General features: G+C 45.9%; 23 protein-coding genes and 1 pseudogene. 7 read left to right on the plus strand and 17 right to left on the minus strand.

Going from position 1 to position 25,359, the window contains the following annotated elements; genetic code table 11:
* Positions 1-3: 3 nt before the first annotated feature.
* Positions 4-1,617, minus strand: coding sequence for an NAD+ synthase (locus ACFFJH_RS17500; RefSeq protein ID WP_390214235.1), 1,614 nt, complete (start codon positions 1,615-1,617; stop codon positions 4-6).
* A 20-nt stretch (positions 1,618-1,637) separates the two neighbouring features.
* Between ACFFJH_RS17500 and ACFFJH_RS17505 the strand changes: the two genes are divergently transcribed.
* Both ACFFJH_RS17505 and ACFFJH_RS17510 read left to right on the plus strand, forming a co-directional pair.
* Positions 1,638-2,783 (plus strand): GNAT family N-acetyltransferase, encoded by a 1,146-nt coding sequence (locus tag ACFFJH_RS17505; protein WP_390214236.1) that lies wholly within the window; start codon positions 1,638-1,640, stop codon positions 2,781-2,783.
* A gap of 222 nt (positions 2,784-3,005) precedes the next feature.
* Positions 3,006-4,043: a serine/threonine protein kinase gene (locus tag ACFFJH_RS17510; RefSeq protein WP_390214237.1), complete on the plus strand. Its 1,038-nt coding sequence runs from the start codon at positions 3,006-3,008 to the stop codon at positions 4,041-4,043.
* Positions 4,044-4,216: 173 nt separating this feature from the next.
* Here ACFFJH_RS17510 and ppa read toward each other — a convergent pair whose 3' ends face one another.
* The 5 genes from ppa to hemC form a co-directional block, all read right to left on the minus strand.
* Positions 4,217-4,753, minus strand: a complete 537-nt coding sequence (gene ppa / locus ACFFJH_RS17515; RefSeq protein WP_390214238.1) for an inorganic diphosphatase — start codon at positions 4,751-4,753, stop codon at positions 4,217-4,219.
* Between the two features lie 109 nt (positions 4,754-4,862).
* Positions 4,863-6,059 carry a heme biosynthesis HemY N-terminal domain-containing protein gene (locus tag ACFFJH_RS17520; RefSeq protein WP_390214239.1) on the minus strand — a complete coding sequence of 399 codons (1,197 nt, stop codon included), beginning with the start codon at positions 6,057-6,059 and terminating at the stop codon, positions 4,863-4,865.
* Between the two features lie 2 nt (positions 6,060-6,061).
* A complete protein-coding gene (locus ACFFJH_RS17525) occupies positions 6,062-7,273 on the minus strand; it encodes a uroporphyrinogen-III C-methyltransferase (RefSeq protein WP_390214240.1) in 1,212 nt (403 codons plus the stop codon).
* Positions 7,270-8,049 carry a uroporphyrinogen-III synthase gene (locus ACFFJH_RS17530; RefSeq protein ID WP_390214242.1) on the minus strand — a complete coding sequence of 260 codons (780 nt, stop codon included), beginning with the start codon at positions 8,047-8,049 and terminating at the stop codon, positions 7,270-7,272. The genes ACFFJH_RS17525 and ACFFJH_RS17530 overlap by 4 nt, the downstream gene beginning before the upstream one ends.
* A gap of 12 nt (positions 8,050-8,061) precedes the next feature.
* Positions 8,062-9,006 (minus strand): hydroxymethylbilane synthase, encoded by a 945-nt coding sequence (gene hemC, locus ACFFJH_RS17535; RefSeq protein ID WP_390214243.1) that lies wholly within the window; start codon positions 9,004-9,006, stop codon positions 8,062-8,064.
* A gap of 322 nt (positions 9,007-9,328) precedes the next feature.
* Between hemC and trpS the strand changes: the two genes are divergently transcribed.
* Entirely contained in the window at positions 9,329-10,399 is a 1,071-nt protein-coding gene (gene trpS / locus ACFFJH_RS17540; RefSeq protein WP_390214245.1) for a tryptophan--tRNA ligase, read from the plus strand.
* A 189-nt stretch (positions 10,400-10,588) separates the two neighbouring features.
* Positions 10,589-11,800, plus strand: a complete 1,212-nt coding sequence (locus ACFFJH_RS17545; RefSeq protein WP_390214246.1) for a winged helix-turn-helix domain-containing protein — start codon at positions 10,589-10,591, stop codon at positions 11,798-11,800.
* Positions 11,801-11,864: 64 nt separating this feature from the next.
* Here the strand turns inward: ACFFJH_RS17545 and ispH are convergent, their stop codons facing one another.
* Positions 11,865-12,818, minus strand: a complete 954-nt coding sequence (gene ispH / locus ACFFJH_RS17550) for a 4-hydroxy-3-methylbut-2-enyl diphosphate reductase (protein WP_390214355.1) — start codon at positions 12,816-12,818, stop codon at positions 11,865-11,867.
* 17 nt (positions 12,819-12,835) lie between these two features.
* Positions 12,836-13,291 carry an FKBP-type peptidyl-prolyl cis-trans isomerase gene (locus ACFFJH_RS17555; protein WP_390214248.1) on the minus strand — a complete coding sequence of 152 codons (456 nt, stop codon included), beginning with the start codon at positions 13,289-13,291 and terminating at the stop codon, positions 12,836-12,838.
* Between the two features lie 131 nt (positions 13,292-13,422).
* On the opposite strand from ACFFJH_RS17555, the gene radC reads away from it, so the two are divergent.
* The 3 genes from radC to rpmG all read left to right on the plus strand — a co-directional run bounded on the left by radC (position 13,423) and on the right by rpmG (position 14,696).
* Entirely contained in the window at positions 13,423-14,097 is a 675-nt protein-coding gene (radC, locus tag ACFFJH_RS17560) for a RadC family protein (protein WP_390214250.1), read from the plus strand.
* A gap of 152 nt (positions 14,098-14,249) precedes the next feature.
* Positions 14,250-14,486: a 50S ribosomal protein L28 gene (rpmB, locus tag ACFFJH_RS17565; RefSeq protein WP_189344773.1), complete on the plus strand. Its 237-nt coding sequence runs from the start codon at positions 14,250-14,252 to the stop codon at positions 14,484-14,486.
* A 42-nt stretch (positions 14,487-14,528) separates the two neighbouring features.
* A complete protein-coding gene (gene rpmG, locus ACFFJH_RS17570) occupies positions 14,529-14,696 on the plus strand; it encodes a 50S ribosomal protein L33 (protein WP_189344774.1) in 168 nt (55 codons plus the stop codon).
* Positions 14,697-14,949: 253 nt separating this feature from the next.
* Here rpmG and ACFFJH_RS17575 read toward each other — a convergent pair whose 3' ends face one another.
* The 9 genes and pseudogenes from ACFFJH_RS17575 to ACFFJH_RS17615 all read right to left on the minus strand — a co-directional run bounded on the left by ACFFJH_RS17575 (position 14,950) and on the right by ACFFJH_RS17615 (position 25,148).
* Entirely contained in the window at positions 14,950-16,152 is a 1,203-nt protein-coding gene (locus tag ACFFJH_RS17575) for a DesA family fatty acid desaturase (protein ID WP_390214252.1), read from the minus strand.
* A gap of 111 nt (positions 16,153-16,263) precedes the next feature.
* Complete coding sequence (locus ACFFJH_RS17580) at positions 16,264-17,559, minus strand: mechanosensitive ion channel family protein (protein ID WP_390214253.1); 1,296 nt, start codon at positions 17,557-17,559, stop codon at positions 16,264-16,266.
* Positions 17,560-17,652: 93 nt separating this feature from the next.
* Positions 17,653-18,975, minus strand: coding sequence for an RsmB/NOP family class I SAM-dependent RNA methyltransferase (locus ACFFJH_RS17585; RefSeq protein WP_390214254.1), 1,323 nt, complete (start codon positions 18,973-18,975; stop codon positions 17,653-17,655).
* A gap of 21 nt (positions 18,976-18,996) precedes the next feature.
* Positions 18,997-19,626, minus strand: a complete 630-nt coding sequence (gene purN / locus ACFFJH_RS17590; RefSeq protein WP_390214255.1) for a phosphoribosylglycinamide formyltransferase — start codon at positions 19,624-19,626, stop codon at positions 18,997-18,999.
* 88 nt (positions 19,627-19,714) lie between these two features.
* Positions 19,715-20,131 (minus strand): annotated as a pseudogene (locus ACFFJH_RS17595) (barstar family protein); the annotation flags it as partial.
* Positions 20,132-20,196: 65 nt separating this feature from the next.
* Positions 20,197-20,562, minus strand: coding sequence for a guanyl-specific ribonuclease (locus tag ACFFJH_RS17600; protein ID WP_390214257.1), 366 nt, complete (start codon positions 20,560-20,562; stop codon positions 20,197-20,199).
* A gap of 102 nt (positions 20,563-20,664) precedes the next feature.
* Entirely contained in the window at positions 20,665-21,882 is a 1,218-nt protein-coding gene (locus tag ACFFJH_RS17605) for a patatin-like phospholipase family protein (RefSeq protein WP_390214260.1), read from the minus strand.
* Between the two features lie 112 nt (positions 21,883-21,994).
* The gene (locus ACFFJH_RS17610) at positions 21,995-22,750 is read right to left on the minus strand and encodes a 3-hydroxyacyl-CoA dehydrogenase (protein ID WP_390214262.1); all 756 of its coding nucleotides are present in this window, start codon (positions 22,748-22,750) and stop codon (positions 21,995-21,997) included.
* A gap of 223 nt (positions 22,751-22,973) precedes the next feature.
* The gene (locus ACFFJH_RS17615) at positions 22,974-25,148 is read right to left on the minus strand and encodes a sodium-translocating pyrophosphatase (protein WP_390214263.1); all 2,175 of its coding nucleotides are present in this window, start codon (positions 25,146-25,148) and stop codon (positions 22,974-22,976) included.
* Positions 25,149-25,359 lie beyond the last annotated feature (211 nt).

Below are 25,359 nucleotides of genomic sequence, written 5' to 3' on the forward strand. Positions count from 1 at the left end.
AACCTAGTCGCGGAATTTCGAGGTAATCGGATAGCGCCAGTCACGACCAAAAGCGCGGTGCGTGATGCGGATGCCTACTGGCGCTTGACGGCGTTTGTATTCATTAATTTTGATTAGGCGCGTGATACGCTCCACATCGGCTTCGCTGTAACCAGCCGCAATGATGTCAGCTCGTGACTGATTTTCTTCCATGTAGCGCTGCATGATACCGTCGAGAATATCGTACGGCGGCAAAGAGTCTTGATCCTTTTGATCGGGACGTAATTCAGCCGAAGGTGGACGCGTAATAATACGCTCTGGGATCACGTCACTTAGTGAATTTCTATAAGCACAGAGACGATACACCATGGTTTTTGCCACATCTTTGATCACCGCAAAACCACCTGCCATATCGCCATACAGCGTGCAATAACCCACCGCCATTTCGCTCTTATTGCCAGTGGTGAGCACGATAGAGCCATATTTATTCGACAGCGCCATCAAGATGGTGCCACGGATACGCGCTTGAATATTTTCTTCGGTGGTATCTTCTTTGAGACCCGCGAATTCTTGGCTCAAGGTGTTTTTGAAGGCGCTAAAACAGTCGTTGATCGAGATCTCGTCATATCGCACGCCTATACGTTTCACCATATCACGCGAATCTAACCAGGAAATATCGGCGGTATACGGTGAAGGCATCATCACGGCGCGTACTTTATCAGCACCTAGCGCGTCCACAGCAATGGCTAAAGTCAAGGCGGAATCAACTCCACCCGAAAAGCCTATCAAAACGCTAGGAAAACCGTTCTTAGTCACATAGTCGCGCACGCCTAAAACCAAGGCGCGATAAATCTGTGCTTCGACTGAGACAGTCTCTACAATCTGACCCGCTTGCGGTACGCCATCAATAAAATCGACGATCTGCAAGTCGGCTTCACAATGTTTCAACTGCGCGCAAACTTGTCCTGCGTGATCAAGCACAAAAGAATTGCCATCAAAAATCAATTCATCTTGACCGCCCAACAAATTCGCATAAACCAAGCTCATGCCTAATGCACTGATATTCTTGCGCATGACTTCAATTCGAAAGTCATTTTTGTTCATGTGAAATGGTGAGGCATTGGGCGCCAACAACACTTGCGCACCAACCGCACGCGCTAGTTGCGGGGCGTCACCATTCCACACATCTTCACAGATATTGATGCCGAATTTTGTACCTTTAACGTCAAATACCACCGCCTCATTTCCGGTCTCAAAATAACGCTTTTCATCAAACACGGCGTCATTTGGCAACGCGTGTTTTAAATAGGTGTGAGTGATATCGCCATTCACCAAGACCGAAACCGCGTTATAGTGATGTCCATCTCGCGCCAAAGGGTAACCTACCAAAACATGGACGTCTTTAAATTGTCGTAGATCGGCGCTCAGTTTTTGCAAGGCATGGTCGGTTTGCTGATAAAACGCAGCACGCAGTAATAGATCTTCGGGAGGATAACCAACCAGCGAAAGCTCGGGCGTGACCACGATGTCGGCAGCCTGAGCGGCCGCCCGTGCGACATAGTCATGAATTTGTTGAGCATTACCAGCGAGATCACCGACCACACTGTTCATCTGAGCAATAGCAACTTTTACAGTCATATGGATTAACGCAATTAGCTATGAATTCTGAAGTTTCACATTATCGCATGCGCTTGGTCGATTCTCTATCGGAGATTGGGCAAGCGAATTGGGACAGTTTGCTGCAATCGCAAGAAAACCCCAACCCCTTCTTATCCTATGCCTTTTTACATGCTTTGCATGAATCCGGCTCGGCTTCCGCACAAACCGGCTGGATTCCGCGCTTTATCAGTATTTGGGATCAAGACACCTTGGTCGCCGCCATGCCCTTGTATGAAAAATTACACTCGTATGGCGAATACGTGTTTGATTGGGCTTGGGCCAATGCTTATCAGCAACATGGCTTGCATTATTACCCCAAATTACTCTCGGCGATCCCCTTTACCCCGGTACAAGGTAATCGTTTACTCAGTCGCACGCCTTTGGCTAAGCAAGTTTTATTGGCGCATTTGGGAAATTTAATCCGCAGCGAGCGCTACTCGTCTTGTCATATTTTGTTTCCCACCACAGTCGAAATGCAGACACTGCAACAACACGGATTTATGCAACGACAAGGGGTGCAGTTTCATTGGCAGAATCAAGGATTTCATGACTTTGAGCATTTTTTAACTAGCCTAGAACAAAAGAAGCGAAAAAACATACGTGCCGAGCGACGCAAAGTACAAGAAGCTGGCGTTCAGTTTCTACGCTTACGTGGAAAAGACATCGAGGAAGCCGACTGGTATTTTTTTAAACAATGCTATGACCGTACCTATGCCGAGCATCACTCCAGCCCCTATTTGAATCTGGATTTCTTCCAGCGCATAGGTACGAGCATGCCGGAGAATATTCTGCTGATTATCGCCATCTTAAATCATGAAAGAATCGCGGCGGCTCTGTTTATTCATAACAAAACGACTATCTATGGTCGCTATTGGGGTAGTCTGCAACACCTGCCCTGCCTGCATTTTGAAACTGCCTATTACCAAGCTTTAGAATTTTGCATAGAAGAAAAAATTCAAGTATTTGAAGGTGGTGCGCAAGGCGAGCACAAAATGGCACGAGGCTTTTTGCCACAAAAAACCTATTCAGCACATTATTTGAACGAACCAGCGTTCGCAGATGCGGTTGCTCATTTTTTGCAACGAGAACAAGGTGGTATTGATAATTACATCGATGAACTTCACGAACATACGCCATTTAAATAGGCAAGTGGTCTAAAAAATTAAGAAATACAAAAAGTGGTATTAAAAAATACATATGAAAACCAGCAAATAAATGACGCTGGATTTGCAACAAATTTACACAGAATGCACATCTGTTTATCATTGATCGTGGTCAAATCAATTAGAATGTGCGCATGTAAAAAAATCCATCACCTATATGATCAACAGATGGTTAAAAATATTTAATTCAAGGTTGTAACGAGTATGAATCAAACCGCACATTTAAACAGCCCAAGCGCATCGACCAAAATGCCTATGCGTAGAATCGGCCGTTTTACTGTGACCGACAAGCTCGGCAGTGGCTCTAACGGTAACGTCTTATTGGGCCACGATCCCATCATCGATCGAGCCGTCGCCATTAAAATCTTGAATAATCCGGTAGGTGCCACGGACAAAAAGCAGCGCGAACAACAATTTATTAATGAAGCACGTGCGGCTGGCAGACTATCCCACCCCAATATCGTCACCATTTATGATGCCTCGACTGAAGGTGGAACGACCTTCATTGCGATGGAATTTTTGCAAGGAAAAGACTTGCGAGAACTAATGGCAGGCGGCAAACGCTTTGACGTGATCGATGCGGCTGGTATCGCCTACAAAATCGCGAATGCCTTAGCCTTCGCGCACAGTCAAGGTGTGATCCACCGAGACATCAAACCCGCTAATATTTTCATCGTAGAAAATAATCAGCCTAAAGTAGTGGATTTTGGTATCGCCCGCGTTCCCAATCGAGTACTTGATGAAAGCGGTCAACCGCAGACGCTCTTTAAAGGCAACATCATGGGGACGCCCAATTACATGTCCCCAGAACAAGCATCAAGTCTACCTGTTACGCCCTTAACTGATGTCTATTCTTTAGGTGCGGTTTTATATGAATTATTGACTGGACAAAAACCGTTTTCTGCCTCGGATTTTGACAAGCTACTGTATAACATCACGCATAAAACACCGAAGTCACCTGAGCTTATTAATCCCAACGTGCCAGAAAAATTAGCGCACATCGTGATGAAAGCGATGCAGAAAAAAACCAATCGTCGCTACGACAGCGCAGCTGAAATGGCGCTGGCCTTAAACAAATTTTTAGCAGGCGAAAAACGCGCCCGCCGCCAATCTGCCAAAGGCGATACATCAAGAAGTGGAGGCGCAATAGAGTGGAAAGAAAAAGGCACTTTATTCTGGCTAGGCTGGACCAGTTTCCTCATCGCAGGAGCATTGGCCTTTTTAGCATTTACGTCGAAATAAAACAGGCCGGTTTTACTCAATACTAGATCGCTACTAGCTTCGATGCTAGTTCAACAGACACCAAGGCAAAATTGCAAATAAGTTCGATCAAGTTGTCAATCACACTTTCATCAAACAATAAAAATAGCCCACCCGTAAAACGAGTGGGCCATTTTTCATGGATTCATCAGTGCTTACGCCAAAGACTTATTGTAATTTTCCACACCATTCAAAATCTCTGCACGAGCGTCATCGGTGCCGCCCCATCCATCGATCTTGACCCATTTACCTGGCTCTAAATCTTTGTAATGTTCAAAGAAATGCTGGATTTGATTTAAACGTAAGATGTTTAAATCTTCTGGTTTTTGCCAGTGTTGATAGATAGGCAGAATTTTATCGATCGGTACCGCCAATACTTTACCATCAGCGCCTGCTTCGTCATGCATGTTCAAGATACCAATAGGACGGCAACGCACCACTACACCTGGGATCAATGGGAATGGTGTGATCACTAATACGTCAACTGGATCGCCATCACCAGAAATCGTGTTTGGCACATAACCATAATTGCATGGATAGTGCATCGAAGTACCCATAAAGCGATCTACAAAAATTGCACCACTTTCTTTATCTACTTCGTACTTGATCGGATCCGCATTCATAGGGATCTCGATGATGACATTAAAATCGTTAGGCAAATCACGGCCAGCGGCTACTTTATTTAAACTCATATGACACTTTCAAAGTAAATCAAACACAATTAATAGATTATAGCGATTTTTAAAGTAATTTGGTGCAACGCAGCACAAATTCAGCAGCAACCTCGCGAGCCAAAATGATTTACAGCGTAGTGGCGATAGCACACTGGCGATAATATTTAGTCGCTTCTGCAGTCTGGCCTATAGCCTCGTGTAATTTAGCCAAACTCAAATTTGCTTCACGTATGGTGCGTGGCTCTTGCGCATGATCCAAGGCATCTTCCATGTGCACCTGAGCCTTACCCCACAATTTTTGATTAAAACATAGTACACCTAAGGTCAGTTCCAATTCGGGATTCTTGGCTTGCTTTTGTAGCCACGCTTCACAATTTTCTATTTGTGAACGCAAGGCCACCGAACCTTCTGCCGCAGCTGCTTCGCGATAACTACGCAATAGACGATTATCCCATTCTTCATTCAAGGATTTTTCTACTATGCTTCTGGCTTCGTCTAGCACTTGGCATTTGGTAAATGCGGTGGCAGCACTCACCGCGATGTAGCGATTTTTACGTTCAGCCGATGGCACTTCACTCCACACGCGACGCAAAGATTCAGCATCGTGTCCATGCTCTTTCAATAGTGCGTCATAAGACATTTCACGCAAACGTCCTGCTAAGGCTGGGTGAATCGCATGATTTTTTTCCAAAATACGCACCAACTTCACCACTTCTGACCAATTTTTGGCTTGTTGATTCGCTTTTAAGGCCCAGCGTAATACTTGTATATGACGTTTACCACGCGCATTTAACTCGCGTACCGCATCCAAAGCTTGCTCAGCCTTATGCTGATCGACGTACAACTCCGTCATCGTCACCAAGCGGGCAGTTTTAAAAGCATTGTCATCCTCAATCCGGGCAAACCAAGCATTGCGACGCTCAAACTGGCTCATATGATGCGCCGCGCGCGCACCAATTAAGGCTGCGATCGCTTTATTTTCAGGCAAATCTAAGGCTTTCAGCGCTGATTTTTCTGCATGGCCAAAACGTCCTTCAAACAATGCTTTTAAGGCTTCGCGTAAAGAACGATTACTTTCACGCTCACGCTTGCTTTGACGATACTCACTCACCTTTTGTGGCATTTCGGCTGTTGCTACGATGGTCCTGACCACGATGTAGACAAGAAAGAACAGCAAAGCCAAGAGCACCAAAAAGAAATTCAGTGAAACATCAACGCGCAAGGGAGGATAGAACAAGACTACGTTACCGGTATTGAAACGCCCACCAATAGCCAAGCCTGCCGCCAAGGCAAATAAAATTAAGATTCGAATAAAAATACGCATGCTTAGGGTTTCATTTTGAAGTTGCGAACAGAGTTCAGACTTTCAGTCAACGCTGGCATCTCTATCGACAAATTATTACTTTGAATTTGCTTGAGTAAGGCTTGTGCGGTTTGCGCTTGCTTAGAGCGCACGTCAAAATATTTAGTGATTAAGTCTTGTGCGGAAATCATATCGCTGCGGAACGCACCTTCATTACGCGATAACAAAGCCAAACGTGCATTCAATAAGCGTAATTTCAAATTCTCTTTGGCGAAGTAAGCCTGAGTCGGCGACAACAATAGTGCGTCTGGCGATTCCACATTACGAATGCGCACCAGTTGCTTTACTTCCGTCCACATTTCACTAGAAAAACTCTGCCAGCGATCTTGCAATTGTGAGGTGAATGTACTTTCCTCTGCTGCGTCTGGCTTCGCTGCATTGGCCTTTGCACCGCGCGGCAAAACACGCAACGGCGCTTTCGGTGGGGTGGCCACGACGGGTGGTTTCTCATCGGCCCACAAAGGAATATTATCGACTTGGGCAATCACACTGTCCAAACGCAACACCAAACCAGTCAAATCAATTTGCGGCAAGGCTTTTAATTTTTCTATGTCTTTGGCGATAGCGCGACGCACCAAGATAAATTGCGTTTTCTCGGCTTTTGCCAAACGCGCATCGGAATTTTGCAAGGCAATCAAAGCACCTTGCACGTTCCCAGCAAGTTGTAATTGTTGACTGGCCGTTGCTAGCACTTGCTCGATTTCTGCCAGAGCCCATTCATCGCGATTTTTAGACAAATCTTGATAAAGCTGTTCCAGTGCCACTTGCTGCCCCTGCGCTTCGGTTTGTCTGGCTTCCAAAATACTGACCTTGGCTTGCGTTTCTTTCGAGGCATCCTGAACGTTTTTCGCTATACCTTTAATTTCGCTATTGGTGATATCCGCATTTTGCAAACGACGTGCGACTTCTTCGCGTAGCGCTGTCATTTGATTTTGCGAGGAATACCAATGTACCGCAAGCAAGATCGCCAAAGCGCCAGAAATCAAATAAGGTGTGTTCATCCAAGACGGTTGAGGCTTATTGCTGTCATCAGGCGCAGCTGTAGCCACCAGCACTGGCGTCGCCAGCGCGGTAGTAGCGCTCGCTTCAGCCGTGTTTGCCGAATTGGCAGAATTCGTCGAGTCAGTCGTGTTATTGGTCGACATAGCTTCAGTAGAGGGAGTTTGATCAGTCATAGGTGTGATTGTAACGCGAGTAAGAGCTTTTCGTCGCCTGAAGCGCTTAGGCTAACATGTTTAAATCCTAGCTCTGCTGCCACCTCAGCAATACGAAAATGAGGGACAAACAGATGTTGTTGTTGCATTTTGGCGACTGCATTTTCTCTATCGAGTTGAGAGCACCAATCCAATAGGGTTCTCAGCGCCGCCGAACTGGTAATGACCCAATCATATTGTCCTTGCAAAAAATCGATTAATTGTGCCCGTCTATTCTCATCAAAAGGCGGAGTTACACGTTTATAGGCGGTCACGGCTTGCACCTCAACATTCGCGGCACGTAAGGCCTCTGTCAAAAAATCACGGCCAGAATCAGCTCGTACAATTAAAGCCTTACGCCCAGCCAATGCTGGCAGATCTAACTCCACCAACAAAGTCTCAGAATCAGTACGCTCCTCATGGCTGGGGCTGATAATCTTCACTTTGTTTGCATCAACGCCGTGCCTCAACAAGGCTTGACGGCTGGCAGCGCCCACGACGCCTATCGTAAGCGCGCTAGGCCAGTTCGATGCCAATGTAGGTGCACGCGTAAATAGCGCATCGATTGCATTAGGGCTTACAAATACCACCAAGGCAAACGCCGCTAGATTTTGCAGGGCCAAATCCAACTCAGGATTATCGCGTATTGCCTCAATCTCAAATAAAGGGTAAACGAGCGACTGACGACCCAACTGCGCCAAACCTTGCGCTAAATTCTGCGCCTGGTGTGATGGGCGCGTAATGATAACAGTCGGCACCTGACTCACAATTCAAAGATGTTCGGTTTCACGACACACGGCCAAGATGGCGTCCGCATTTTGCGCACGTAAGGCAGCCACGACCTGCATGCCTAATGCCTGATAAGTTTCCGCTTGACCATGCACTTCTGCTTTGGCTGACTGAGTTCCATCAGGCGTTGCCACCATCGCACGTAAATGCATAGTGCCGTTATCGATTTCGGCAAAAGCCGCCAAAGGGATCTGGCAACTACCACCAAAAGCCATAGAAACCGTGCGTTCCGCCAATACTGCTTGCGAACTGATCAAATGATTAAGTGGTGCCAAAGCCTGCATCAAATCTAGACGCGTCGATAAAATCTCTATCGCCATTGCCCCCTGCCCTGCAGCAGGTAAGCTTTCCACAGGTTCCAAGAATGCCTTAATACGCTCAGGCAATCCTAAACGCTTCAATCCTGCCGCCGCCAAAATAATCGCTGAATATTCGCCCTCGTCTAGCTTACGCAAACGCGTATCCAAATTGCCGCGTAAAGGTTTAATCACTAAATGTGGAAAACGCGCTGAGATCAAGGCTTGACGGCGTAAACTACTAGTACCAACCACGGCTCCCACAGGCAATTCGGCTAAAGACGCATATTGATTCGACACAAAGGCGTCGCGCGGATCCTCTCGCTCCAAGATAGCGGCCAATGAAAAACCTTCGGGTAATTCCATAGGCACATCTTTCAAAGAATGCACGGCCAGATCGGCACGCCCTTCTTCCATTGCCACTTCTAACTCTTTGACGAACAAGCCTTTACCGCCCACTTTTGACAAAGCCCTATCCAAAATCTGATCGCCGCGCGTGGTCATCCCCAAAATTTGCACATCACAACTAGGGTATAAAGCTTGTAAACGGTCACGAACATGTTCGGCCTGCCACATAGCGAGGCGGCTTTCGCGAGAGGCGATGATAAGTTTGGATGGCGCTGAGTTCACGTCAAAGGCTTTCTATTTTTTTATTCAAAAAGGCAAGAAAACACTCTCACCCCAATTAAGTCAAGCGCGCGATTTTACCATGTGCAGATAGACAAATCTTGACAAAAAACAGTGAAAAACGGCATTATGCCTGCATGAAATCGACATTCACATACAGCAATGGCTATTGGCGTAGCACCTTAACTTAAGGGCGGCGCCCGATTTCGACTGCGACAAATACAAAATTACCAATGCCGCCCTTCTTGAAATAAGAAGCGCGGCTTTTTTATTTTCCAATTTCTTTTTTACACAGATTCTTATTCCCACCATTTTTGGACACCTCATGAGCGAGCAAGTAGCAAACCCAGCAGAAGTCACGACCGAATCTTCCGCGTCATCCCAACCCTCCGCAAACAAACATCATTTAATTCTGACGGGTGATCGTCCGACAGGTCCTTTGCACTTAGGCCATTTCGTCGGTAGTTTGCGCAATCGCGTGACTTACCAAGATCAATACAAACAATACATCATGATCGCCGATGCGCAAGCCTTGACCGACAATATGGATGACCCTGCCAAAGTCCATAACAACGTCATCGAAGTTGCTCTGGATTATTTGGCTGTAGGTATCGATCCCAGCAAATCGACGATCTTCATTCAATCACAAATCCCAGAGTTGACCGAGCTCACTTTCTACTACATGAACTTGGTCACAATTTCACGTTTGGAACGTAATCCCACCATTAAACAAGAAATCATCTTGCGTAATTTTGAGCGCGACATTCCGGCGGGCTTTTTCACCTATCCGGTCAGCCAAGCTGCTGACATCACCGCATTCAAAGCGACCTTGGTGCCAGTCGGCGACGACCAAATTCCTATGATTGAACAAACCAATGAAATCGTGCGTCGCTTCAATCGTTTAGCAAAAAAAGATATCTTGGTTGAGTGCGAAGCTTTGGTACCAGAAATCGGCCGCTTACCGGGTATCGATGGCAAAGCGAAGATGAGTAAATCTTTAGGCAATGTAATTAACCTCGGTGCTACTGAAGCAGAAATCAAACAAGCGGTACGTAATGTCTACACCGATCCACTGCATTTAAAAGTAGAAGATCCAGGCCATCTAGAAGGCAACGTCGCGTTCACCTATCTCGATGCCTTCGATACCGATAAAGAAGCACTGCAAGCGATGAAAGACCATTATGTGCGTGGCGGCCTTGGAGACAGCAAAGTAAAAGCGCGTTTAGAAGCTGTGTTACAAGACATGCTGCGTCCGATTCGTGAACGTCGCCAACTATATGAAAAAGATCGCGGCCATGTTTTGCAATTACTCAAAGAAGGCACCTATCGTGCGCGTGAAGTGGCCGCCAAAACCAATGACGAGGTGAAGGCAGCGATTGGTTTGAAGCATTTTTGATTTAAATTTAATAGCGAAGTACAAAACCACTCACCATAGAGACACAGAGGCGCAGAGGAAAAACAGGAGAATTCAAAAACAGATGGCGATGCTAGCAAGTGAGTTTGCCTGCCTTTTCTCTGTTTCTCTTCGTCTCAATGCCTCCGTGTTGAGAGGTTTTATGATTTTATTTTTTCTCCACACTGCAATATGCCACTTAGCCTAACCGCCGCCCGCAATATTCATCTAGCAGCTCAAGGCTTGTTGACCGCACCAAAACGCCGTGCCGATAAAGACGCGGTGCTTGCCGCTATTCGCAACATGGGTGTGCTGCAAATTGACACCATTAGTGTGGTCGCGCGTAGTCCTTATTTGGTGTTGTGGAGTCGTCTTGGCGATTACCAAGCTGAATGGCTAGAACAGCATTTAGAAGAGGGCCGTTTGTTTGAATATTGGTCGCACGAGGCCTGCTTTCTCCCAATAGAAAGTTTTGGCCGCTACCGCCACCAGATGCTTAATCCCGAGGCAATGGGTTGGAAATTCAATCAAACCTGGCTGCAAGAAAACGCCAATCAAGTCAAAAAGATCTTGAAACACATCAAGGAATTTGGCGCATGTCGTTCGGCTGATTTTGAGCGAACGGATGGCAAAGCAGGTGGCTGGTGGGAATGGAAGCCTGAAAAACGCGCCCTCGAGGTTTTATTCACAACGGGCAAAGTGATGGTGGCGCGTCGCCAAAAATTTCATCGAGTCTATGACCTAACCGAACGCGTGCACCCCAACTGGGATGATCAACGCGATTTACGTACTGTGCAAGACGATCATCGCGATCAAGTCTTAGATGCAGTCAGAGCTTTAGGTATTTGCAAAGCAAGCTGGATAGCTGACTATTTCAGGATGAAAAAACTAGCGCCAGCGATTCAAGCTGAAACCTTATATCAACAAGGTCTATTGCAAAAAATTGAGGTAGATGGCTGGCAAGAAGCGGCCTATTTTCATCCCGATCAACAAGCACTAATTGATAGTGCGCTAAGCGGCAAATTAAGTGCGACCCACACCTGCTTGCTATCGCCATTCGATCCCGTGGTGTGGGATAGGAAACGCGCCTTAGAATTTTTTGATTTTGACTATCGAATAGAGTGCTACACGCCAGAGGCAAAACGTCAATTTGGCTACTTCACCTTACCTATTTTACGACGCGGCAAAATCATAGGCCGAGTCGATGCAAAAGCGCATAGAAAAGAAGGGGTTATGGAAATTAAGGCTTTACACCTTGAAGATGGGATTAAATTTAGTGAGGCGCTAAGCAAAGATTTAGCAAAAACTTTTCACGCATTTGCAGACTGGCATCGAACGCCTCAGGTAAGGATTACACGCTGCGACAACCAACAGCTGAAGAGCGCACTGCAAGCTTCTTTTTAATGCAAGAGGCCTCGTGACGCTGATCCCGAGGCCTCTTGTTTGCATTAATAGTTCAATACCGCATTCATTGTTTAACTGGATTTACCAAACCTTTAGGCAAAGGGAAAGTCACATTTTCTTCCTCTCCGTCCAAGGTACGCACACTTTTTGCCCCCAATAATTTTAATTGATCAATCACTTGATTAACTAATATCTCCGGTGCCGATGCCCCCGCAGTAACCCCTACACGTCGGCAATTATCTAACCACTTAGGATCGATGTCAGCCGCCTTATCGACCATGTAAGAAACCGTTCCCATCTTCTGCGCCACTTCACGTAAGCGATTGGAGTTCGAACTATTTTTACTACCAACCACGATCACCAAATCGACTTGTGGTGCCATAAATTTCACGGCAGCCTGACGGTTCGTCGTGGCGTAGCAGATATCACCTTTTTTGGGCTCTGCAATTAAAGGAAACTTTTCCTTCAACGCGGCAATAATGTCTGCCGTATCGTCGACTGATAAAGTCGTTTGCGACACATAAGCCAACAACGCAGGATCTGCAACCTGCAAATTAGCCACGTCATCTACCGTCTCTACCAGATACATTCCACCATCACTCTGTCCCATCGTACCTTCCACTTCTGGGTGGCCTTGATGACCTATCATAATAATTTCGCGCCCCTCTTTGCGCATTTTTGATACTTCGATGTGTACTTTCGTTACTAGCGGGCAGGTTGCATCAAAAATTTTTAAGCCACGCTTATCCGCCTCTTCCCGTATTAATTGAGACACGCCATGTGCTGAGAAAATTAAAGTACTGCCGGTTGGCACATCATCAAGCTCTTCAATAAAAATAGCGCCCTTTTCACGTAGGTCATTCACCACATAAGCATTGTGGACGATCTCATGCCGCACATAAATCGGTGCACCAAACTGTGCCAGAGCGAGCTCTACGATATCGATAGCGCGATCTACTCCAGCACAAAATCCACGCGGCTGGGCTAGTAAAATTTCTTGGTTCAAGTCACTCATCATCTTACTCACAATCTCACTCACAATATGCCGATAATTTTGGTTTCAAACAAAACCCGCTGCCCTGCCAAAGGATGATTAAAATCAAACAAAGCAGAATCTTTATCCAACTCTTGGATCACGCCAGCAAATTTACCGCCTGATGGCGCAGAAAAGTCGATCAGATCTCCCACTTTAAATTCTTCACCGAACGCCGAATTCTCACGCAAGGTTTTCAAGGAGACGCGCTGAATCAGATCGGGATTACGTAATCCAAATGCCTGCTCGGGTGCTAGTTCTTGCGTTGTGTGCGATCCCTCCTGCAATCCTAATAAAGCTGCTTCTAAGCCCGGAGACAATTGCCCCTGACCAAGCAACAGGGTCGCAGGACTTTCATGGAAGGTAGAAATAATATCCTCACCATCGAGTGTTGCAAGGCGATAGTGCAAAGTTAAGTAAGCACCATTGTTAACGACAAGTAAAGACTTTTCAGACATAATTCACTTTCAGCTTATTTTGTGACTCTGTTTCAACTTGGTTTTGATTAGTTTTAACGCTAAGCCGCTATTGTAAGTCAGTCGAACTAGAAAATCTCCGCCCCCCCCTTTTTGAAAAGCGAAGAAATACGATGGGAATCAATCATTGGCCAGAAGATCAACGCCCGCGCGAGCGTTTAATCAAACATGGCGCCCCTGCTTTATCAGACGCAGAATTACTATCAGTCTTTCTCCGGGTTGGCGTGAAAGGCAAAAGCGCCGTCGATTTGGGACGTGACATGTTGCTGCAATTTGGCTCATTACGTGCTCTATTTGCCGCCAACTTAAAAGAATTCGGCCAAGTGCACGGGCTTGGAAGCGCCAAATATGCACAATTACAAGCGGTACTAGAATTAGCAAAACGCTCCATCTCAGAAGAACTCGAAACCAATTCCTCGCTTTCCTCGCCTCAAGCAGTCAAACAATATTTGCAACTGCAAATCGGCAATAAACAATATGAATCATTTACAGTCTTATTTCTTGACGTAAAAAATCGCTTGATCACCGCACAAGAATTATTCCGTGGCAGCCTCAGCCATGCCAGCGTATATCCTCGCGAGGTGGTTAAAAGTGCATTAGCACAGAATGCAGCCAGCATCATTCTGGCTCACAATCACCCTTCTGGCTCGCCAGAGCCTAGCCAAGCCGATTTAAGTCTGACACAAACCCTAAAATCAGCGCTCGCACTGGTTGATATCCGAGTTTTAGATCATTTTATCGTTGCCAGTAACTCAGTACATTCGTTCGCAGAGCATGGGCAAATCTAAAGCGACACAGCTTGCTTCATAGGAGAAATTCAAATTGTTAAATTTACGAATTCAATAAAGACACAATTGTTTTTCACAAGTCGTTGATATTTCAAAGTTTTTTGGCTATACTCTCATTTTTTCCAATTTCGGAAATCATTAAGGAGCTAAACATGGCGCGTGTATGCCAAGTTACTGGGAAGGGGCCAATGGTTGGCAACAACGTTTCCCATGCGAACAACAAAACTAAACGTCGTTTTTTGCCTAACCTGCAAAATCGCCGCTTTTTCGTAGAATCAGAGAATCGCTGGGTTTCCTTGCGTTTGTCTAACGCAGGTTTGCGTGTAGTTGACAAAATCGGCATCGATGCTGTTTTGGTTGACTTACGTGCTCGCGGCGAAAAAGTTTAAGCAGATTCTGCTTAGTACAGAACTCATTGTTAGGAAAATATCATGGCTAAAACTGGTCGCGACAAAATCAAATTAGAATCGACTGCAGGCACGGGTCACTTCTACACGACATCAAAAAACAAACGTACGATGCCTGAAAAAATGGAGATCATGAAATTTGATCCAAAGGCACGTAAACACGTTATCTACAAAGAAACCAAAATTAAGTAATCATTACTTAATATTTGTTCTTATAGAATGTCTAAAAAACCTGCGAATCTCGCAGGTTTTTTTTCGCATGCAGCAGCCGCTACCTTGGCTTATTTACGCCCGACTTACGACCTGACTTATATTCTAATCTGCAATACTTATCAATTCAAAACGGTACAAAAAGACGCCTATCAATGCCAACGAATTCGAATACAAAATCACTCAGGCATAAAAAATGGCGCTTTAAGCGCCATTTTTTTAAACACAAATAAGACTACGCATAACTTCTTAAACGCATAGAAAATTCCTGTAAGGTCTTAATACCCGATGCTTCCGCGCGTTGACACCAATCTTGCAGTTGAGCTACCAACTGCTCACGAGTCGCGCTAGAGCGCTCCCAAATAGCATTCAACTCCAAACGCATATCGTGCATAGTTTTAAGCGCAGCACTGTGATTAAATAATTCAACCAATTGCTGTTGTTGTGGCGCTTCTAATTTAGCAGGCTCACGCTGTAAATTTTTCTTCACTGCCTTCAGAAAACTTTTTTCCAGCTTAGCTTGATCACGCAGTTGTTCTAACTCAGTCCGCCAAGTCTTTTTCAATGATTTAGCGTATTTCGCCATCACATCATAACGATTCGCGATCACTGCCTGCAAGGTCTCTACATCCACCACCATTTTGGCCGCATCAAACTTAGGTTGCGGTGCGACTTTCTTTACCTTGGCTAACTTAACGGTTTCGAGAACACGAATATAAAGCCAACCTATGTCAAACTCATACCATTTTGATGACAGCTTCGCAGAAGTACCGAAAGTATGGTGATTATTGTGTAGTTCTTCACCACCGATCAAAATACCCCAAGGCATAATATTTGTTGCTGCATCGGCGCATTCGTAATTACGATAACCCCAATAGTGACCGATACCATTGATAATGCCCGCCGCCGTAATAGGAATCCACAACATCTGTACCGCCCACACCGTGATGCCGATCACACCGAACAAAATGAAGTCGATGATCAACATCAGCGCCACACCTTGCCAACTAAAACGTGTGTAGATGTTGCGCTCCATCCAGTCATCTGGAGTACCGTGGCCGTATTTACTAATCGTTTCTAAATTCTTCGATTCAATACGGTATAACTCGGCGCCTTCTAATAAGACCTTCTTGATACCGCGGGTTACAGGACTATGCGGATCTTCCTCGGTTTCGCATTTGGCATGATGCTTACGATGAACGGCAGCCCATTCCTTGGTTACTTGACCGGTCGTCAACCACAACCAAAAACGGAAAAAATGACTAGGTATCGCATGCAACTCCAAAGCTCGATGTGCCTGACAACGATGCAAGAAAATGGTCACGCTGGCGATCGTAATGTGCGTTACCACCATCGTAAAAATAAATACTTGCCAGCCACTGGCATGCGTTACACCATTGCTAAAAAAATCTAAAGCTAACTCGATGAAGTTACTCAAAATATATACCACTCCAGATAAAAACGAACTCGAAACAGCAGAAAGCAAATTTAACACGAGCTCGCAAAAAAATTTCCTAAGAACATCATTATTCTACGCCGATTTAAGCATTTATGGCTTTGCGGGGACTTGAAAAACACGAACTTCACGCTGTGGGAAAGGCAACTGCACACCGCGTTCTTGCAATAAAGACCAAATAGTACGATTCACTTCTGAGGTAATATTAGTACGGCCATTCTCAGGATCATCAATCCAAAACCCGACACGTATTTCAAACCCATCTGCACCAAAACGCACCAGATAGGCAGATGGCGTAATAGTGGGAGAAACCCGTGGCACTTGTTTTACCGCTTCAATCAGCGCTGGCAGCAAACCATCCAGATCAGTGTCATACGCAACGGTAAAATCGGTCGTCACCACCACCGAGCGATCCGTCAACGAAAGATTTTGTACTGGATTGGAAACTAGCATCTCGTTCGGAATGATTGACTCTACGCCATCTAGTCCTTTTAAAACCGTATACCGAGTGTTAATTTGTGTGACACGGCCGCTGAATTTATCCACGGTAATCATATCGCCAATTGATAAACTGCGATCAAACAAGATGATAAATCCCGACACATAACTGCTGGTAATTCTTTGCAAGCCCAAACCTAAGCCAACCCCTAACGCACCACCAAATACGGATAACACGGTTAGATCGATACCAACCAAGGACAAACTCACTAAAATTGCGATCAAAATAAAAATCGCACGTCCCAGGCGGGATAACACCACCTTTAAGGAGGAATGCATGCTTGGGATGAGCATCAATCTAGCTTCTATCATGGCACTAAGCCAGAGGGCTAACACGACAGTCAACGCGACCGACGCGATGCCTTGCAAAATCGCTAATAATGAGACCTTGCTTTTTCCCAGTGGCAGAACAACTTCTTCCAAGGCCACAAAAATCTCTTCCCACATGCCCGTAAAGTGCAGCACCAATCCTAACCAAACTAAACCTGCAAACACCTTCTCAAAAATCAACAAGGCATTGCCAACGGTGCCATCGCGTACAAAAGCACGTCGGAATACATAGAAACTAAAGCGTATTAAGGCAAACGAGCTCAGGATAGGAAAGAATAGCTTCAATAAGCCTGTGTGTTGAAATTTACCGATCACCAACTTCGCGATAAATAAAAATACTAGCGCCAACAATGGCCACAACACCCGAGAAAAACTTTCCACCCCAATTTTAAGTACGCCCGACGTATGATCCACCGTCGCAAAAAACCGCTGAATACTACGCGACATCAACCACGCTAAGGAAAAACAGGTCAATAAGGCCAATAATTGAAACAGCAAACTGGGATTACCCAAGTCGGCAGATATTTCGGCGATAAGACGCGTCAGCGATTGTGTTTCCATAATTTGCATTGAGGAGACTTGCGTTAAAACTTTAAACAAAACGAGCAACCTGAATTGAAATTTAAATCTGAGTCTGAATCTAAAACTAAAGAATTATTTAATATCGGTGTCCGCATCAGCTTCGACATCTGCGTCTGCAACAACGACCGTTTTTGCCGCCAACTTATTACGTTGGAACACCGCAGCAAAGAAGCCATCCGTATTATGTAGATGCGGATAAAGTTTCAAATAATCGCCCATCTCCAATTGGATTTTTTGCTCTTCCAAAACTTGAGACGCGGGCAGTAAAGTGAAGTCGGGATGAGTCGCCAAAAATTGTTCGACGATGCCTTCGTTCTCTTCATCCAAAATACTGCAAGTCGCATACACCAAGCGTCCACCCGCCTTAACCAGACGCGCTGCGCTATCTAAAATAGACGCCTGCTTGACATTGAGCTCGGCAACACCTGCTTGCGTCTGGCGCCATTTCACATCCGGATTGCGACGCAAAGTGCCCAAACCACTACAGGGTGCATCCACTAAAACACGATCCAATTTACCCGCCAAGCGTTTAATCTTGGCATCACGTTCATGCGCGATCACCACCGGATGCACATTCGACAAACCACTACGTGCCAAGCGTGGTTTTAATTTTGCTAAACGTTTTTCGGAAATATCGAAAGCATATAAACGCCCAGTATTACGCATCGCAGCGCCAAGCGCTAAGGTCTTACCGCCAGCACCCGCACAGAAATCCGCCACCATTTCACCACGTTTAGCACCGAGCAATTGCGCCAATACTTGGCTGCCCTCATCTTGTACTTCTATCGTGCCATCTTTAAACAAAGGCAAATTTTGTATAGATGGTTTTTTGATGATACGCAAACCCTGCGCAGAATAAGGTGTCGCTTCGGCCAGAATCGGTGCCTGTGCCAACGACGCGATAACGTCTTCACGATTCGATTTCAGGGCATTCACACGCAAATCCAAAGATGCTGGCGTATTTAACGCGCTCGCCAATTTCATCGCTTCGTCATCGCCAAATTTAGTCGACAATTTTTGCCACAACCATTCAGGCATATTGGATTTCAACACCAATGGCAAATGACTGCGATCAATTTCCATCACGCGGCGCAACCAAACATCTTCTTCTTCGCTTAAGCCACCTAAAGCGTCGATACCAACCGCATCAGCCAAGCCAAGCAAGGTAATACGACGCATTGCAGAACCCGTGCCAGATTCAGAAAAACTGGTGTACACACTTTTATTGCGCAACAAGCCGTAAATCGCTTCAGCTATCACACCACGCTCGCGTCCACCAAGGCGGGGATTTTCTCTAAAATAACGCGACAAAGTCCCGTCGGCAGGACCAGTAAAACGCAATACTTCGCGCAACACGGCTTCGGTGTGGCCTATCATGGCTGGTGGTAATCTCATGTTCTTCCTCTGTAAATACGATTAGATCGCGCAGCTATCTGCTTCAGATCCATTAACAATCACGCGATTGCCTTCAACCACTAATTTGCCTTCAACGAATAAACGCACGGCGCGTGGATAAATTTGATGTTCTTTGACGAGTAGTTTCTGCGCCAAACTATCTTCAGTGTCACCTTGCTCAATACGGACGCACGCTTGATCAATAATCGGGCCATGATCTAGTTCTGCCGTCACAAAATGCACAGTTGCGCCATGAAATTTGACACCGGCATCCAAAGCCTGCTGGTGCGTGTGCAATCCAACAAAGCTAGGCAACAAGGATGGGTGAATATTCATAATGCGGTTTTCATAATGCTGAACGAACTGCGGCGTCAAAATCCGCATGAAACCAGCCAGTACTACTAAATCAGCTTGAAAACTATCTATAGCTTGCTGTAATGCGGTATCAAAACTTTCTCGATTCGGGAAGGCTTTGCTTTCCACCACCATCGTGGCAATACCTTGACTAGCGGCATACGCCAACCCAGCCGCATCAGGTCTATTACTGATCACTGCGGCGATTTGTGCTGGCCATTGTTGGGATTGTGAGGCTTGGACGATGGCTTGCATATTGCTACCGCGTCCAGAAATAAGGATGACGATTTTTTTCATTGCGGCATTGTACCTCTGTAGCAGTCTAAGCCCAAGTAAAAAGCCTGAATTCGGCTAAATTCAGGCTTGTTCAATGCATTTAAATTAATTATTCGAATGAATAAAATACCCTAAATGGGATTTTCTTTTTGGCCCAATAATCGGCCGCATCACGAAACACGTCCAACAAGGTTTCTCGCAACTCCTTATCGAAGTGTTCGGTATTTGGCAGATGCTCGATAACGACAACAAAGCCGTTTTGCGCCCCCGCTTTATGGACAGAATCAGTCAAACAGTCATACAGGGCATCGAAATTATGACCAAAATGACTAGGAAAACCAAATGAGTCGGCAATCGTATTCAGCACCTCTTGCTTATTCAAAGTATGAGCACAATACGCATACAAAAAATGCTGCCCTGTAGCCACCGCTTCCGCCTGCAAATCCGGACTACGAAAAGCTCTGATCGACTGCACTGCATTAGGGCTAACCGTGCTTAACAAACTCATTTCATCCTCAATAGGTGATTAACAATAGCAATTGCAAATTTATACCGAAAACCCGAATTTTAATCTTAGTTTTAATCTTAACTTTAATCTTTTATCAGCTTAAAACTAGCGTAATGATCATCGGTATAGTAATACTCGTAATAAGGTGGGCGCTCGCCACCGGTAATAATACGTTTGGCACCACGATTTCTTGCGTACGGTGTTTTGACTGTGTATTCATGGTAATAACCACGGGCGCGTTTGGGTAATTGACGCTCATAATTACCAAACACAGAACCGTCTTTATCGTAGGGGAAAGGACCTCCCTGCTGAATTAAACGCAAAGTCTGCCTTGCTTCTGGAGGTAGATCACGTGTGCTGATCTGCCCCACGTTACCCGCCAATGCGGACAAACTGACGCTCAAATACAGCGCGAAAACTAGCAATAATTGTCGGAAATAAATACGCATGAAGTTAACTTTGGCTTAGCAAGCAGCCTAGAGTAAAAGCAATTTGAAATTAAGATCAAAAAGTATAATCGCACGTCTGGCACTCGCCAGTCAAATAGCGTTTTAAGCCAAGACCGTTTCCTCTTCAGGCTCAGGATGCTTCGCCATGTTTTGCGCCTGAAAAAAACGACAGACCTCCCCTTTCATGGCCAAAGTATCTTTTATACCCAAGGCAATTAATTCCTGAGTATAGCTCGCTTCGAATAGCAAGTAGGACGCTAGTGCCGAACCTCGAACATCGGTAGCGCCGATACCTCCCAGCATCGTACGCACTGGCAAGGGCAAACTTTGGGTATGGCGACTGGCGATTTCATCTAAGCGCTCAGACGGGGCGATGACGAGCAAATCGACTGGCTTCAACGGTGTTTTTTCCAACAAATCAGGCGGCAACATCGATAAAGTTTTATTGATACGCGTCAGGCGCTCAATATCAACCGCCAAGCTATCTAAGAAAATACTCGACATCGCATGACCAGCAATTTGAGCCAGACTAGGATAAGTGGCCAAATCAAAATTCTGACGCGGCGGTTCAGACAAACGTCCTGCGCCAACAATCAATACCTTGTTTGCACCAAGATGAATCGCGGGAGAAATCGGTGCCAGCTGACGCATAGAACCATCACCGCAATATTCCAAATGTCCGCCCCAGTTTAAGGGTATGGACGGAAAAATAAACGGAATGGCGGATGAGGCCAGCAAATGTTGCACGCCGATAAAATCACGTTGTGATAAACGCTGACTACGAACCCATGGCTCTATATCACGTAAAGTCTGATAAAAAGTTAAGTGGTGTCCAGTGGTGTAGGATGATGCTGTTACGGCTAGAGCTTGTAAGTCGCCCGTTTCAAACGCTTTATCCAAGCGTTCCATATCCAACATACGATGTAGCAAACCAGCTAGTGGAGAATTATCTAGCAAGGAAGTGGGTGGCGACTTACGCCATTTATTCAACAGCCAGCCAAAAGACATAATTGACAGCCAGCGCGCACCAGAACGTATCACGCCTAAAGAATCTGCCCGGTAAACTTGAGCCGCCTCAAAGTTACTCCAAACGTGCATGATGCTATCGACCGACTCTTTAAAATGATCAATACGCGAAGCAAGCGCAGTTGCATTAATGGCGCCAGCAGAGGTGCCGCAAACAATTCCAAAAGGATTTTTTTTAGGGTCCCAGCCTTGCTCCAACAAGATATCGGAGATAGCTTTGAGAACACCGACTTGGTAGGCGGCACGGGCGCCGCCACCAGTTAGTATCAAGCCTGTCGTGGCATTACTATTCATTCCTATTCGACTCCAAAAAGCAAACTCTTCTTATGCTTCTAGTGTATTCGCGTACAAGACAAATGTCTGCAAGAAAGCTAGAAACTGTGATTTTTGGAGCGAAATTTGGAGTTTATTTTGGTTGCATACGAATTGCACCGTCTAAACGGATAGTTTCACCGTTCAACATCATGTTTTCGATAATCGTCTTCGCCAACTGCGCATATTCATTTGGTTTACCCAAGCGAGATGGGAATGGAACCATTTTGCCCAAAGCATCTTGCACTTCTTGCGGCATACCTAACAACATCGGCGTTTCAAAAATACCTGGCGCAATCGTCATCACACGAATTCCGTTACGAGATAAATCACGCGCCATAGGCAAGGTCAAGCCAACCACAGCTGCCTTAGATGAAGCGTAAGCGGCTTGCCCCATTTGACCGTCGAAAGCGGCCACAGAAGCGGTATTGATAATGATGCCGCGTTCATCCTGGATTGCATCCGTTTTACTCATGGCTTCCGCTGCTAAACGTGCCATATTGAAAGTACCAATCAAATTGATATTCACGACGCGTTGGAATATTTCCAATGGATGTGCACCATCTTTACCCACTGTTTTTACTGCGGGCGCAACACCTGCACAGTTAATCAAACCACGCAGCGTGCCTGCCGCAGTTGCTGCAGCAACGACCGCCTGTCCATCCGCCTCTTGGGTAACATCACACTTAACAAAAGTCGCATTTAATTCAGCGGCCAGTTTTTGACCTGCCTCAACCTGCACGTCAGCAATCACAACTTTGCCACCGTTAGCCGTAATCATGCGCGCTGTTGCCTCGCCCAAACCCGATGCGCCGCCCGTGATAATGAATACATTGTTTTGAATTTGCATACTTTCCTCGGTTACAAAATTAGTTGAATAAGAAATTCGCCAAGCATCAAGCGGTAAACTACTAGCCAGATACTATGACGTTAACGTAAACGTCAATTATCTCGCTTTTCGCTCTTTGTATAAAGTAAAAAATACGCGAACAATAAAAAAGGCAGTGATTGCATCACAATCACTGCCTCCTCTTAAACGACAACTCAACGACAACTCTAATGCTGTCGCGTATTTACTTAGATGCCGCTTCGCTAGCGGAAGCCGCTTTCACTTTCACCACATCCAAACCAACTGGTGCTTCGATTTGCGGCAATACGTCCGCTTTATGTGAAATAACCGGCGCTGGCTGGGCTGGCGCTTTCAACCAAGGAAGTAATGGAAACAAAGGCACCAATAACAGGGCCACGATATTGATAATTTTAATCAAAGGATTCACCGCAGGACCGGCCGTATCTTTGTAGGGATCACCAACGGTATCACCCGTCACCGCCGCCTTATGAGCTTCAGAACCTTTGCCGCCGAAATGACCATCCTCAATGTATTTCTTGGCGTTATCCCATGCACCACCGCCAGTTGTCATAGAAATCGCCACAAACAAGCCTGTAATAATCGTCCCCATCAACATTCCACCCAAAGCCGCAGGACCTAACGCCAAACCCACCAAAATAGGTACGGCGACTGGCAGTAAGGAAGGCAAAATCATTTCCTTAATGGCAGATGCTGTCAGCATATCGACCGCTTTATCGTATTCCGGTTTGCCAGTACCATCCATGATGCCCTTAATATCTCGGAATTGACGGCGCACTTCCACCACCACCGCGCCTGCCGCACGTCCCACCGCTTCCATCGCCATCGCACCGAACAAGTAGGGAATCAGACCACCGATAAACAAGCCAACAATGATTTGCGGATCGGACAAATCAAACTTCACATCAAGTCCGACTGAGCTCAAAGCATGGGTGTAATCGGCAAATAACACCAAAGCTGCCAGGCCAGCAGAACCGATCGCATAACCTTTAGTCACTGCCTTAGTCGTATTACCAACCGCATCGAGTGGATCAGTAATGGCGCGCACCGACTCGTCCATACCTGACATTTCTGCGATACCACCAGCATTATCAGTAATCGGTCCGTAGGCATCTAGCGCAACAATAATTCCCGCCATCGATAACATGGATGTCGCGGCAACCGCGATACCATACAAGCCACCGCCAAACTTATACGACACTAAAATCGCCACGCACACTGCCAATACAGGGTACGCAGTTGATTTCATCGAGACACCGAGACCAGCGATAATATTCGTTCCATGCCCTGTAGTTGAGGCTTCGGCGATATGGCGAACTGGTTTGAAATCCGTACCCGTATAGTATTCAGTAATGTAGACCATCAAGCCTGTCAAGACGATACCGACGACAGCGGAAACCAACATCTGCTGACGCATCACATCGTCTTTAAACAGCATATAGGTAACAGCAACGAAACCAATTAAAGACAAACCAGCAGCCCACCATAAGCCTTTATATAGTGCCGACATGATTTTTTTGCCGGGGGTATGTTTAACCAGTGAGCAGCCAACAATAGAAGCAGGAATCGATACTGCACCCAACATCAACGGGTATACAATGGCCTCAGTCACCGCACTCGTAACCATCAAAGCACCGAGCAACATCGTTGCGATCAATGTCACCACATAAGTCTCGAACAAATCGGCAGCCATACCAGCACAGTCACCTACGTTATCACCAACATTATCGGCAATCACGGCAGGGTTACGTGGATCATCTTCGGGAATACCGGCTTCGACTTTACCTACTAGGTCAGCACCGACGTCCGCACCTTTGGTAAAAATACCGCCACCAAGACGGGCAAAGATAGAGATCAGGGACGCACCAAAAGCTAAACCAATTAGAGGTTTAATCACATCGTGCTGAGACATGCCACCAGCATTACTATTACTTAGGTACAGGTAGAATAATGCAACGCCAAGTAAACCCAAGCCCGCAACTAACATACCGGTGATTGCCCCACCTTTAAATGCCACGTCTAAGGCTTGGTTGATTCCTTTCGTAGCTGCCTGCGCAGTACGCACATTGGCGCGCACTGAGACATTCATACCGATAAAACCGCAAGCACCTGACAAGACGGCGCCGATTAAAAAACCAATTGCGGTCACTGGCCCCAAGCCTGGCAAGACCGCAATCGCGATAAATAAAACGACGCCTACCATCGCGATAGTTTTATATTGACGCGCCAGATAAGCGGCGGCGCCTTCTTGAATCGCTGTCGCAATTTCCTGCATACGGGCATTCCCCGCATCCTGTTTCAAAATCCAACTTCTTGTAATTAAACCGTAAAGTACTGCAAGTACTCCACACGCTACAACTATCCACAGACTTAATACCATGTTGACGCCTCCAATTTTTGTTGATGTTGATTGCGCTCAGCTTTTGACTTAGCGCCACTTAGCACGCATCACACCGTTTATAGAAATAAGCGAAATAAAACAACTGACATTTTGTTTTTTTAAAACTGAATCTGGTAGTGGGACAAAAAACATACAGGAAATTGTTAAGGGAAGCCTCCATCAAAAAATTAACTAACTAATTAAAGAATGT

Source organism: Affinundibacterium danionis (genome assembly GCF_042432465.1).
Lineage (GTDB): Bacteria > Pseudomonadota > Gammaproteobacteria > Burkholderiales > Burkholderiaceae_D > Undibacterium > Undibacterium danionis.